Annotated in this window: 14 protein-coding genes and 1 tRNA gene; 2 read left to right on the forward strand and 13 right to left on the reverse strand. The window is 60.2% G+C overall.

Translation table 11 applies throughout. The features are described from left to right. Positions 1–44: 44 nt before the first annotated feature. The 10 genes from OSA81_08880 to OSA81_08925 all read right to left on the reverse strand — a co-directional run bounded on the left by OSA81_08880 (position 45) and on the right by OSA81_08925 (position 8,816). On the reverse strand, positions 45–722 hold the full coding sequence (locus tag OSA81_08880; protein MDE0899117.1) for a TonB family protein: 678 nt from the start codon (positions 720–722) through the stop codon (positions 45–47). Beyond that, positions 719–1,168, reverse strand: a complete 450-nt coding sequence (locus OSA81_08885; GenBank protein MDE0899118.1) for a biopolymer transporter ExbD — start codon at positions 1,166–1,168, stop codon at positions 719–721. Before OSA81_08885 ends, OSA81_08880 begins: the two co-directional genes overlap by 4 nt. Positions 1,169–1,171: 3 nt before the next feature. Beyond that, positions 1,172–1,597, reverse strand: coding sequence for a biopolymer transporter ExbD (locus OSA81_08890; protein MDE0899119.1), 426 nt, complete (start codon positions 1,595–1,597; stop codon positions 1,172–1,174). 95 nt (positions 1,598–1,692) lie between these two features. Continuing rightward, positions 1,693–2,367 (reverse strand): MotA/TolQ/ExbB proton channel family protein, encoded by a 675-nt coding sequence (locus OSA81_08895; GenBank protein ID MDE0899120.1) that lies wholly within the window; start codon positions 2,365–2,367, stop codon positions 1,693–1,695. Positions 2,368–2,507: 140 nt separating this feature from the next. Next, positions 2,508–3,314: a diadenylate cyclase CdaA gene (cdaA, locus tag OSA81_08900; GenBank protein MDE0899121.1), complete on the reverse strand. Its 807-nt coding sequence runs from the start codon at positions 3,312–3,314 to the stop codon at positions 2,508–2,510. A gap of 140 nt (positions 3,315–3,454) precedes the next feature. Next, complete coding sequence (gene ftsH, locus OSA81_08905; GenBank protein MDE0899122.1) at positions 3,455–5,464, reverse strand: ATP-dependent zinc metalloprotease FtsH; 2,010 nt, start codon at positions 5,462–5,464, stop codon at positions 3,455–3,457. Between the two features lie 57 nt (positions 5,465–5,521). Further along, complete coding sequence (gene hpt, locus OSA81_08910; protein MDE0899123.1) at positions 5,522–6,067, reverse strand: hypoxanthine phosphoribosyltransferase; 546 nt, start codon at positions 6,065–6,067, stop codon at positions 5,522–5,524. Continuing rightward, complete coding sequence (gene tilS, locus OSA81_08915) at positions 6,064–7,428, reverse strand: tRNA lysidine(34) synthetase TilS (GenBank protein MDE0899124.1); 1,365 nt, start codon at positions 7,426–7,428, stop codon at positions 6,064–6,066. The genes hpt and tilS overlap by 4 nt, the downstream gene beginning before the upstream one ends. Further along, a complete protein-coding gene (locus OSA81_08920) occupies positions 7,425–8,228 on the reverse strand; it encodes a glycerophosphodiester phosphodiesterase (GenBank protein ID MDE0899125.1) in 804 nt (267 codons plus the stop codon). The genes tilS and OSA81_08920 overlap by 4 nt, the downstream gene beginning before the upstream one ends. Before the next feature lie 72 nt (positions 8,229–8,300). After that, on the reverse strand, positions 8,301–8,816 hold the full coding sequence (locus tag OSA81_08925) for a hypothetical protein (GenBank protein MDE0899126.1): 516 nt from the start codon (positions 8,814–8,816) through the stop codon (positions 8,301–8,303). A 300-nt stretch (positions 8,817–9,116) separates the two neighbouring features. Between OSA81_08925 and OSA81_08930 the strand changes: the two genes are divergently transcribed. After that, on the forward strand, positions 9,117–9,320 hold the full coding sequence (locus OSA81_08930; protein ID MDE0899127.1) for a hypothetical protein: 204 nt from the start codon (positions 9,117–9,119) through the stop codon (positions 9,318–9,320). A gap of 138 nt (positions 9,321–9,458) precedes the next feature. Here the strand turns inward: OSA81_08930 and OSA81_08935 are convergent. Then, positions 9,459–9,532, reverse strand: a tRNA-Met gene (locus OSA81_08935). Positions 9,533–9,612: 80 nt separating this feature from the next. On the opposite strand from OSA81_08935, the gene OSA81_08940 reads away from it, so the two are divergent. After that, positions 9,613–10,554 (forward strand): slipin family protein, encoded by a 942-nt coding sequence (locus OSA81_08940; GenBank protein ID MDE0899128.1) that lies wholly within the window; start codon positions 9,613–9,615, stop codon positions 10,552–10,554. A gap of 5 nt (positions 10,555–10,559) precedes the next feature. Here the strand turns inward: OSA81_08940 and OSA81_08945 are convergent, their stop codons facing one another. Together OSA81_08945 and eno are read right to left on the reverse strand one after the other, a co-directional pair. Then, on the reverse strand, positions 10,560–10,901 hold the full coding sequence (locus tag OSA81_08945; protein MDE0899129.1) for a septum formation initiator family protein: 342 nt from the start codon (positions 10,899–10,901) through the stop codon (positions 10,560–10,562). Between the two features lie 5 nt (positions 10,902–10,906). Then, complete coding sequence (gene eno / locus OSA81_08950) at positions 10,907–12,190, reverse strand: phosphopyruvate hydratase (GenBank protein MDE0899130.1); 1,284 nt, start codon at positions 12,188–12,190, stop codon at positions 10,907–10,909. Positions 12,191–12,193: the final 3 nt, after the last annotated feature.

Genomic DNA, 12,193 nt, shown 5'->3' on the forward strand with positions numbered 1-12,193 from the left:
GGAAGACCGGCGGGGTCCCCTTCGGGATCCTCTCAGCTCCGGACTTACCGAACCTGGAAGGTAATCGGGAATGAGACCCATACTGGCACTTTCTTGTCCCGGTTGAGCGCGGCCGTGAAGAGATAGACATCGGCGACCGCAAGCGCGGCGTCGTCGAGTGCCTGGTGGCCTGAACTCTGATCGACCCGGTAGTCCTGAACAGAACCGTTCTCGTCGATGAAGAAGAAGACGCGAACGCTTCCACCAATTCCGGCATCACGAAGGAGCGGCGGATACTCGCGCTCCATCGCCCGGATAACCTGAGCCCGGTTCTGAATCGTAGGCGCGACCGTAAACGGCGTGAACGTCGGCGCAGACGAGAGGTCCGTCGCCTGCTCTTCCGGCGGCGGCGGGAGATCCTCGACAGGATTCTCCTCAAACGTCGTCGGAGCGATCGTGATGTCCTCGTCGATCTCGGCGGTAGCCATGACCGGAGTAGCGGGACGGGAGATCTGCTGTGGTGGCGGAGGAATCTCGATTTCGGGCGGGAGCTCGATAGCCTCGATCTCCAATGATTCGAAGGTGAAGTCCTCAGCTGTCAGCTCCGGATAGAACGCGAACACGCCCCCGTGTAACAGCGTAGCGGCGATCATCGATCCCCAGAACCACGACCCAAAAGTCCTCTTCAGGCGGTCGTTCGCGGTCTCAGCCAGGATATCGGCAGGTACGGCTTCCGGTGTCATCGTCTCTCCCTCTGCATGCTCTGTTCCAACTGCGCGGCAAATACAACGCGTACAACACCCGCGGCGACCAACTCCTGCTGGAGAAGATTCATGAACCGGTATGGCACCTCCCGGTCCCCGCGGATCGAAATGACCAGCGCCCGTTCAGAGGCGGCATACAGCGGTGCCACCACCGCTGAAACGTCTTCCATCGGGTAACCCTGGTCGTTGATGAAGATCCCACCGTTTCTTTCCATCCAAATGTTCAGGATGTTCTTTGTTTTTTCGTCGATCTTCTCAGCCGCCTCAGCCTCGGCCCACTCGATCGGGCGGTCTTTGTCGGCCTGAAAGACGGTCGTAACCATGAAGAAGATCAGAAGCAGAAACGCGATGTCGGCAAGTGACGACGACGGAACCTCCGACGAAGCCTCCGAGTTTTTCTTAAAACCACCACCCTTGATAGCCATGGTTTAGTTCTCCAAGAGCTGGAGCGAAATACGCTCCGCGTTCGCCGAATGGAGCGCATCGAGCACGTCCATCATATACCTATAGGATGCATCCGGGTGTGTCTTGACCGCGGCTATCATGTTGGGATTGGCGCTGACTTCCTGGCGCCAGAGGCCCTCAATTTCACGCGGACGCATCTGCTGCACCTGCTGGCTCTCACCGCGCTTGACGTCAACGATGCCGTTCGGCTGAACGATCAGGTGAAGGATGTTTTTCTGACTAACCTGAGCTTCCTCGCCCGGCTCGGGCAGGACCACCGCGAGTCCCTTGTCCTTCGGGAATGTCGTGGTCACCAGGAAGAAGATCAGAAGGAGGAACGCGATGTCCGCCATCGACGAGGTCGGGACCTCGTCGCTGACCTTTGATTTCTTTTTGTTCAAAACTGCCATTTTGGTCCAGCCTCGTGCTTTCTAGAAGGTACCGAGTGCGAGGGTGTCAGATGCACGTCTTCTCCGTTGACTTACGCCGGAGGCGCCGTGACCGCTCAGCCAGTGTTGTCCGTACTAAGGATCTCAATTTTGCCGGTTTTCTCGAGAGCCCAAGCCAGGCCGATAATTTTCTGCGCTCCCTGCTCCATATCGACGATCAGCCGATCGATGCGGGTCACGAAGAAGTTATAGGCGATGTTGACCGGTATCGCGATCGTGAGACCTGCCGCGGTCGTAAGCAGCGAGACCTTAATGCCTCCGGCGACCAAGGCCGGGTCCACGTTACCAGCGGCCTCAATGGCGGCGAAGGCGAGGATCATTCCTGCCACCGTGCCCAAGAAGCCCATGAGCGGGGCGACATTGGCGATGGTCGCCAGAATCACCAGCCCTCTTTCGAGGAAGCTGAGCTCAATGGTTCCAGTCGTCGCGACTGCTGCCTCAAGCTCCCCTGCGTTGAGACGACCACCCTGGAGTCGACGCAACCCAGCGAGCAAGATCGCTGATGCCGGACCAGGCGTCTCAGTCGCGACTTGGACCGCGCCATTGAGATCTCCAGCCAGTGTCAGCTCCTCCACCTCTTCGAGGACCTTGCGGGTGCCCTTGTGCGAGATGTGCAGCGTGATGGCTTTCGCGATAACTACGCCAAATCCGATCATCGAACACAGCACAAGAGGATACATCATGAAGCCGCCATCTGCGAACAGCGTCAGCAGCCGATATTGAGATCCCACGAAGACTTCGCTCCTGGCAACCTGCTTGTAAGTAGACTCACCGGTCCTGTGTGAACCCGTAAGTTGAAAAGACCCGGCAATGTAGATGGGTTCTCGTCGAAGTGTCAACGAGGAGATTTCACTCTTTTTTTATGTCGCTACTACCGAGTCATTATCGGTGTGCCTACGACTGGTGCGGCCTCTGCTGAAGGAGTCAGCCCCTCCAATATCGAACGGAGTCGATCGAGCCCGACGTCCCTGTCGAGACGACCACCAATCGCTACCGAGATCTGTGAGGTCTCTTCGCTGACGACGATTACGATCGAATCGGTCTCTTCGCATAGTCCCAGGGCCGCCCGGTGACGTGTCCCCAGCGAACGATCGTTCACAGAAGACTGCGTCAGCGGAAGAATGGCTCCGGCGGTCCGAATCTGGTCACCGACGATCAGGACAGCGCCATCATGTAGAGGAGAATACGGCGTGAAGATCGTCGTCAGCATCTCGGCCGAGACTCGGGCGTCAATCCGCGTGCCCGTCTCGGCGTACTCGCCTAGTTCGACCTCCTGCTCAACAGCGATGATCGCGCCGTGTCGAGAAAGAGAAAGCCGCCCCACCCCCTCCACGATCTCTTCGGCAACTCTACTCCCCTCCAATCGCTGAAAAGCCCTGATCATCCTGCTCTGCCCCAAACGCGCCAGCGCGGCACGGAGTTCTGGCTGAAAAACGATCAGCACCGCGATCGCGCCATATTGAAAAGCAGCCTCGAGCAGCGTCCGGATCAGAATCAGGTCAAGGAGCCGAGAAACACCGTACAGAAAGGCGAGGAGCACGACGCCCAGCATGATTTGCATGGCCCGCGTGCGCTGCAATACCAGAAGCACCCGATACAGCAGGAACGCCACGATCAGTATCTCGACCAGGTCGGTCCAACCGGGTCCCAGGAACTGGAGGTCTTCCAAGATCGTCACGTCGTGGGCTCCACACGCGCTACAGGGGGGCGATTACACTCTGCAAAGTAGTGACTCAGGCACACCAGAGAAGGCTCAGGACAAGAGGACCGGACCTTGGTCCGGTCCTCCCCCACACGCCCTCGGTCAACCTCACCCAATCAGGGAAGTTCCTCACTGTCGAAAGACTCAACAACGCTCGGCGCAGGATCCGGCATCAGCCCATCTCCCCCCAGACCAAACGAGCGGGAGGCCTCTTCCGTCGCCGGGCGATCAAGCGTCGGTTCTAGCGTCTCCACCGCCTCCTCCACACCTGGCAACGGAGGCAATTCCTCTCCCCGTTCAAGTGCCTTGATGGCATCTCGATCCAACGTTTCCCGATCGAGAAGAGCCTGGGCGATGGATTCGAGCAGGTCGCCGTGTTCAGCGAGAACCGAGTGCGCACGCTTGTGAGCCAGATCCAAGAATCGCTTGATCTCCTCATCGACCAGCCGCTGCGTGTGCTCGGAAACCGTCCGTCTCTGCTGGATGTCACGCCCAAGGAACATGCCCTGTTCGGCGTCTGCGACCGCAACGAGGCCAATGACCTCGCTCATGCCAAAAGTTGTCACCATGCGGCGGGCCATCGTGGTAGCGCGCTCGATGTCATTCCCTGCACCAGTCGTGACCGCCTCGGGCCCGAAGATCAGTTCCTCCGCGACACGTCCGCCGAACAGCATGGCCAGTTGACCACCCATCCACTCTTTCGTGTACGAGTGGCGGTCCTCTTGTGGAAGGCTCGCCGTTATGCCGAGGGCCCGTCCACGGGGCACGATCGTGACCTTGTGAACCTGATCGAGGCCCGGAATCTTGAGGCCAAGCACTGCATGACCGGCTTCATGGTAGGCCGTCAGCTTTCGCTCGTGCTCGTTGAGGACAAGGCTCTTTCGTTCGGTCCCGAGCATGACCTTGTCTTTGGCCTGCTCGAAATCCAGCATCGACACCTTGTCTCCGCCCCGCCGCGCGGCAAGCAGGGCGGCCTCGTTACAGATGTTCTCCAGATCTGCGCCGCTCATGCCCGGAGTCCCTCTCGCAATCAAAGAGAGTTCCACATCGTCTGAGAGAGGCAATTTCTTCGCGTGAACCCGGAGGATTCCCTCACGTCCACGGACGTCAGGGAGGTCAACGACGACCTGTCTGTCGAATCGGCCCGGGCGCAGCAATGCCGGGTCGAGCACGTCGGGCCGGTTCGTCGCGGCGAGGAGAATCACGCCTTCATTCGACTCAAAGCCGTCCATCTCGACGAGTAGAGCGTTGAGAGTCTGCTCTCTTTCGTCATGCCCTCCACCCACACCTGCGCCCCGGTGGCGCCCCACCGCGTCGATCTCATCGACGAAAATGATGCATGGGGAGTGCGCCTTGCCCTGTTCGAACAGGTCGCGCACTCGAGATGCGCCGACGCCGACGAACATCTCGACAAAGTCTGAGCCGGACATCTGGAAAAACGGCCGACCAGCCTCTCCCGCGCACGCTCTGGCGAGAAGAGTCTTTCCTGTGCCAGGAGGGCCCACCAGCAGAACCCCCTTGGGAAGACGCCCACCAAGACGAGAGAACTTCCCAGGATCCTTCAGGAACTCGATAATTTCCTGGAGTTCCTCTTTAGCCTCGTCTGCACCCGCGACATCGGAGAAAGTGACCTTCGGCATGTCCGGCGAAATCAGCTTGGCCTTGGAACGACCGAACTGGAACGCCTTATTCCCGCCACCCTGCATCGTCCGGAATATCCAGATCCAGAAGGCGATGAAGAGTAGCCAAGGCAACGCGCCCAGCAGGATGTTTCCCCACCCGGCCTGCGGTACCTCAGCGTCAACAATCACCCCTTCAGATGCGAGGCGATCAAGAAGGTCATCTCCGACATCCCCGGGAGTCATCGACTCGAACGCGATGTATTCCTGATCTTCGATCGTGGTCGGCATGCTAAACTCGCCCATAACCACGCGATCGCGGAAGATGACCTTATGCACGACACCCTGATCCAAGTACTGCAGGAACTGGCTATAGGTGACGCGCGCCGGGGCACTATCCTGACCGTTGAAGCTCTGCATGGCGAACATCGCCGCAAGCGCCAACAGAATCAGAAATGCCGCGTTCTTGGATATCCGACCCAACCGTTCGTTGGAGTCAGATTTCATTGGATCTTTTGACATACGGGGTTCAGTAGCAGGCCTTGGCGGACAGGGATTCCGCCTCTAAATGCTCGCGATATAGGGTAAGTGGCGAAAGTCCTCAGCGTAGTCCAATCCATACCCCACGAGGAAGGAATTAGGTGCATCGAACCCCACCCAGCGGGGCTCGTACAGGGCAGAGGGCAACCGCTTGTGGAGCAAGGTGCACACGTCCACCCTCGTAGCGCCTCTCGATTCCAGACGAGGAATGAGGGCTTCAAGTGTCGTTCCGCTGTCTACGACGTCCTCCAGGATCAACACGGCGCGGTCCGAGAAGTCCGCAGATGGGTCATAGAGGAGGTCGACGGTACCGCTGGAAACGGCCTTGTCGCCATAGCTGGATGCAACGAGAAAGTCGATCTGCAGGGGCAGCCTGATCTGACGCACCAAGTCGGCCATAAACAGGAAAGAGCCCTTGAGTAGGCCGACCACCAGCAGGCGATCGTCTTCACTGTAAGCCTCACTGATTTCCTCAGCCAGCTCTGCGATTCTCCGTCGCAGCACGTCCTCCGTATACACGACCGTCTTCAGGGTCCGTTCGCCTAGCTGCGCCTGATCGATCTCCGTCACGTTTCGATCCCGATCATCAGTGTGTCGCCGGACGCCGCCACGGCATCAGTGCGCGCGACCCCGGGGACCCACAGAACCCGGCCACCACGATCTACCAGAACCGGAAGAGTCCCTCGTTCGCTAGCAGGGATACGGGCCTCGAGGAGCAATTTCTTCACCTTCCTGGTCCCCCCCGGCAATCTAATTCGATCGCCGGGGGCTCTCGCTCGTACGCACAGCGGAAACTCCAGGTCTGGAATCGCAAAAAGTTCGGCGCCATGAAGGGCCGTGCCTGAGGACCCCAGCGACCACTCCACCGCGGTGGCACGATCTCCGAGCCTCACCTCGCCGGCCCCGGACCCTGGAGTGGCGATCTCCAGAAACTGGTCAGGAAGGGGCCTGGTTGTTTTCCTCAGGACGAAGCGGTCGAGTTCACGCAGAAACGTCACTCCTCCGACTAGATCAACGCCGGTTCCGCTCCTGCCCCTCGCGATATGGACGAGCGCACGCTGAACGGCGGCGCGGTCAAGAGAAACGCTGAGCCCAGAGGAGAGATACCGAACCACCCGCGCCTGCAGAGCGGGATCTAGGTCGTGGAGCGCTCTCGCATCCACTGAAGTGCTAACCTCGGTGGCTTCTGCCCTCAGGCCTGAGAGGACGGAAGGCAGCACAGCCACCCAGGCGACCTCGTTCTCTTCAGCCAGGCGCCCGAGCCGAACAAGCGACTTCCGAGCGCTGCCCCAAACATTCGCCTCCGCGGCCGGGATCACATCATGACGGAGCGCATTCCTAGCAAAGGTGAGGTGAGTATTGGTTGCGTCTTCCCGCCACCGGAGACCTGTCGCGGCCGCGTACGAAGCCAAATCGTCTTTCCAGAGTCCGAGCAACGGGCGCACGATTCCTGGCGACCGCTTCTCCGGAATGCCTCGCAGGCCCTCCAGGCCTGTGCCACGCAGGGCGCGAAACAGGATCGTCTCCGCCTGGTCATCCGCGTGGTGCGCGGTGAGAACCAGTCCCGCGCCAACCTCCCTTCGGACGGACTCGAAAAACTCATATCGGACATCGCGTGCAGACTCTTCGGAGACGGGTGCATGCTCTACGACTCCGGCACGCAGTGGAACGCTCCACGCGGTGCACGTGCCACGGAGCCAGAGCGCGTCATCGCCGCTGGTCGATCGCATGCTGTGGTCAAGATGTGCCACCACGAGGTTGGGTTGTACGGGCCTGCCCCCTTCGTCGCCTGAGAAACGCATCAGATGCAGTAGCACCATTGAATCCAGGCCGCCGGAGGTCGCGACCACTACAGGACTCGCGCCACAACGGTCCACCCCGAGCTCGTGCAGCGCGGTCCGGAACGCGGTTCGTACAGCCTCGGCACTCACGGCGAAGCGTCGGCAGCGGCTCGGCGCTGACAGGGAGGTGGAGGACGTCCGGTCACGGACGAGAGCACCTCCGTGAGCAGATCGAGTCGATCCGTCTGGATTCCATCAACGCCCCATTGGAGCAAGCGTCGCATGTCGTTCGGATCGTTCACGGTCCATACGTGGACGGGGATATTTCGACGATGCGCCTCTTCGATGAGACGTGGAGTCAGAATGCGCCGCCCCTTGAACCGCTCGGGGACCTGAAAAATATCGACATCAGGGGTGTAGCTCTCCCCCCCGGGCAGCCAATGACGGAACCAGAAGAGAGCGCAATCTCTGCGACTCGCACCCCACGGCCCTGCATAGCCTCGCACGGCTGCCCGATTCCGTTCATGCTCGGCAGCAACCAGAACTCGGTGCTCTTCGCCCCGCTCCCGGATCAGCGCGACCATTGGACCGGCCACATGGCGGTCCTTCGCCTCCACGTTTATACAGACGTCGGGGCAGGCGTCGAGCACCTCAGAAAGGGTCGGAATTCGCACATCGCGCCCGCGGAACGAGAAGGCACCACCGAGGGAGGTGAAGCGATAGCCAGCGTCGAGGGTCTGCAGCTCAGCCATCGTCCGGTCCGACACCACCCCTGATTCATCGGTGGTCCGGTCCACAGTGTCATCGTGGATGACTGCGACCTCGCCATCCCGTGTGAGACGAACGTCAAGCTCAAGCATGTCGGCGCCCCAGTCGTCAACCGCAGATCGGAACGCCGCGAGCGTATTCTCTGGAGCGAGTTGGGCCCCACCTCGGTGCGCGACGCACATCGGCGCACCCGCCAGGTACGTCCGGCCGGGCCTCGGCCGCAGCCGGGTAGACATGGGTCGCCGCGTTTGCCTCTACGCGGAGGCCTGCGCGGCCTCCACTTTCTCGACGTCAGCCGCGGCGAGCGCGTGATACAGAAACAGAACGCGATCCACCACGCCGTCGGTCATGTCGAGCTCAGCTCGGAGACGCTCCACTTCAGGCACACCGGGTTCGGCCAGACCGTCTTCCAGCTCAATGACACGCCCGGCGAGGAAGTCCATAAGGTCGGAAACGACCTGCGGTCTAGGATTCGCCGGCGACAGGGAATCAGGCATGACCTTGGAAAGCAGAAGTCCCCGCACGTAGGCGAGGAGACCGGGGAAGGTCAGCTCGGCGATAGGCCCCTGCTCCAAGGCCTCCTCGTCGGTGAGGTACTCCCATTCGAGCTCATTCCAGTACAGGTCCTGAGCCTCAGAGAGAAGGTATTCCCGCGTCTCGGCAGGAATCGGCTGACCTGCTCCTGCTGTCGGCGGCTCGAGTTTCCGATCGAGGATACGCTCCATCTGCTCACGGCGTCCGGTGAGAAGCGTCTTCGCCCGTCCAGTCATGATCCTTCCTTATCGTATCGCTTCACTGTGCCCTGCAAGCGCGCGCCCGCAACAGGTCAAGATAAGGGACCTTGCCCGAGGTGGGAATCAAGCCTGCAGACAAACCTGCCCGGTGATGGCCGTCGCATAGCTTCTACTAAAACAGCGCGGTTCATTCGGCGCCGCAGTGTGCCTCTTCTGGATCGGCACCGCGCTGGTCGGTTCCGGCGCCTGAACTGCCGACACCAGGCCCAGATACTTCCTCTGTTATCAACGTTCGAACCAGTCGATGCAGATAGCCACAACTGGACCGTGGTGCCGATGAAATACGGCAGGCTTTCGAAGGATGAGGCGATCGGTGACGTCATGCAGCAAGCCCGGATGATCGCAATGACAATGTCACTGATCCTCAGCGCAGGTATTCTGCGCATCATGGCGCAGACGCGACCCTCCGGTGCCGCCCGTGAGGAAGTAAATAAAGAGTCCCGCTTTCAGGCCTTTGCAAAAGAAGACGCAAGGGAATAGCGCGCACTCTCCCCACGCTGCTCAGCGCAGGCTTTATCCCAACGCTTGTCTTTGCTTCAAGCGATACAAACGTCACCCGGTAAAGAAAATGGCCCCCACCGAAGTAGAGGCCATTTTCGACTGGCCGCACTGGGCCAGTGCCGGAGGAGGGACTTGAACCCCCGACACGCGGATTATGATTCCGCTGCTCTAACCAGCTGAGCTACTCCGGCAGGGGCGAAAAATCATGGCGGCCTGAACCGATGTCAACGCCATGGGGTAAGGGGCACTCACCCCGCGGCAGGAGAACTCGATGGACCTCACCGTACTGCTTATCGTCGCTACCGTCTCAGCCGTCGGCGCAGTCCTCACCAGCGTCCGAGTTCTGTTTGAATACGAGCGCGGAGTCGTCTTCAGGCTCGGAAAGCTCACACGAGCCAAGGGACCCGGTCTCATTTTTCTGGTGCCATTCGGCATCGATCGCCTCAAGAAGATGGACCTGCGCATCGTTGCGCTCGACATCGCCCCGCAGGACACGATCACGAAAGACAACGTCTCGGTCCGGGTGAACGCTGTTGTCTATTTTCGCGTCGCGGATCCAACCAAGGCCGTCATAGAGATCGTGGACTATTACTTCGCTACGAGCCAGCTGGCGCAGACCACGCTCCGATCCGTGATCGGCCAATCGGAGCTTGACGAGCTGCTCGCAGAGCGTGAGCGAATCAATGAGGTGGTCAGAGTGATCATCGACGAAGGTACCGATCGGTGGGGCATCGAGGTCACTGGAGTCGAGATCAAGGACATCGACCTGCCACAGGAAATGAAGCGGTCCATGGCCAAGCAGGCTGAAGCGGAGCGGGAACGCCGGGCAAAGGTCATCAACGCTGAGGGTGAGTATCAGGCGTCCACAAAGCTCGTGCAGGCTGCGGAGATCATTGAACAGTTCCCCGTCGCCATGCAGCTGCGGTTTCTCCAGACCGTGAGCGAGGTCGCGGTGGAGAACAACTCCACAACGATTTTCCCGATCCCGATCGATCTCTTTACTCCGTTCATTTCGGAGGGGAAGCCCGCATCACCCGATGCTCGCGCCAAAGCGCTCAAGGCTGCGACGGACGCGATGGTCTCGAAACTCCCGGCGCCTGACGCCGCAGCGGCCGCACTTCGTGATGGAGTACCTGGCGGCTCGAGGATCGGACCAGCCGACCCGAATGCCGAGCAGGGGATGCCCGCGGAAGCGGACACCGAAAAAGTCTAGCCGCGCTATCGAATGGGCCTTGGCATCGCCTCAGGTTCAACGTCGGGCTCGGCGAACCGGTACAGTGTTTCGCCGTCTCGAATCATACCGAAGTCCTCGCGAGCGACCCGCTCGATGGTCGCAGCGTCGTTCTCGAGGAGGTCCACCCAGGCCGACAGCGAGTCGATCTCTTGCTGAACCTCGGAAAGCTCCCACTCCTCGACATCGATGTCGGCCCGGACACTACGTAGCTCGAATGCGGAGTACTCGCCACCGAAAACCGCATAGTAGGCTGCCAGAGCAAGTATGCTCGGAACGACCAGTCGCTTTATCGACAACGACAGGCCGGCATTCCGTCTACGTCCCATATGAGTCAGCTGGACCAGAGGCTGCGGCCACGATACCGCGCCGCGGACCCGAGCTCTTCCTCGATGCGAAGGAGCTGGTTGTACTTGGCGACCCGGTCTGTCCGACTCGCGCTGCCTGTCTTGATCTGTCCGGCTCCAGTCGCAACCGCGAGGTCCGCGATCAGGGTATCCTCGGTTTCACCTGACCGGTGTGACACCACGCTGTTGTAGCCGGCCTCGCGGGCCATGCGCATGGTTTCGAGGGTCTCCGTGAGCGTACCTATCTGGTTCACCTTGATAAGAATCGCGTTCGCCGCGCCATCCCTGATCCCCTGCCCAAGGCGGGTGGAATTGGTCACGAACAGATCGTCTCCGACGATCTGCACGTCCGAACCTACCTCATCGGTCAACGCCTTCCAGCCGTGCCAGTCATTCTCGTCAAGCGGATCTTCGAGTGACCGGATTGGATATTTAGCGATCCATTCCTTCCAGAACTCAACCATTCCAGCTGCGTCGCGGTGCTCTCCACCTGACCACTTGAAGACGTATTCGCCATTTTCAAAAAACTCCGTCGCAGCAGCGTCGAGCGTAATGACGAAATCTTCCCCGGGACGGTATCCAGCCTTCTCGATCGCCTGCAGTACGACCTCAACGGCCTCCTCGTTGCTCGCGAGGTCAGGAGCGAAGCCGCCTTCGTCTCCAACCGCAGTGTTCTTCCCTTGATCCGACAGCACCTTCTTGAGGTGGTGGAAGACCTCCACCCCCATGCGCAGACCTTCAGAGAAAGTCTCCGCGCCAATCGGCATCACCATGAATTCCTGAATGTCGACGTTGTTGGGGGCGTGCGTCCCGCCATTCAGAATGTTCATCATCGGGACGGGAAGCAGGTCTGCATTCGTCGTCTCGGCAAGGTAGCGCCACAACGGCATGTGATTCGCTGCAGCTCCGGCGCGGGCCGCAGCCATGGAAACCGCGAGAATCGCGTTCGCGCCTAAATTGCGCTTGTTCGGCGTCCCATCGAGCTCGATCATCGTCCGATCGATCTCGAGTTGCTCACGCGCATCGAAGCCGCGGATCGCTTCCGCGATCGTCGTGTTGATGTTCTCCACCGCGGTCAGGACACCCTTCCCAAGGAAGCGTGACCGATCGCCATCGCGAAGCTCGACCGCCTCATGCGCCCCAGTCGAAGCCCCAGACGGTACCGCAGCCCTACCACGGACTCCGGTTTCGAGGGTCACCTCGGCTTCGACGGTAGGATTGCCTCTCGAATCGAGAATTTCCCGTCCACGAACGTCGACGATGGCCGACACAGC

The sequence above is a fragment of the Longimicrobiales bacterium genome, assembly GCA_028823235.1.
Classification (GTDB): Bacteria; Gemmatimonadota; Gemmatimonadetes; order Longimicrobiales; family Gaopeijiaceae; genus UBA2589.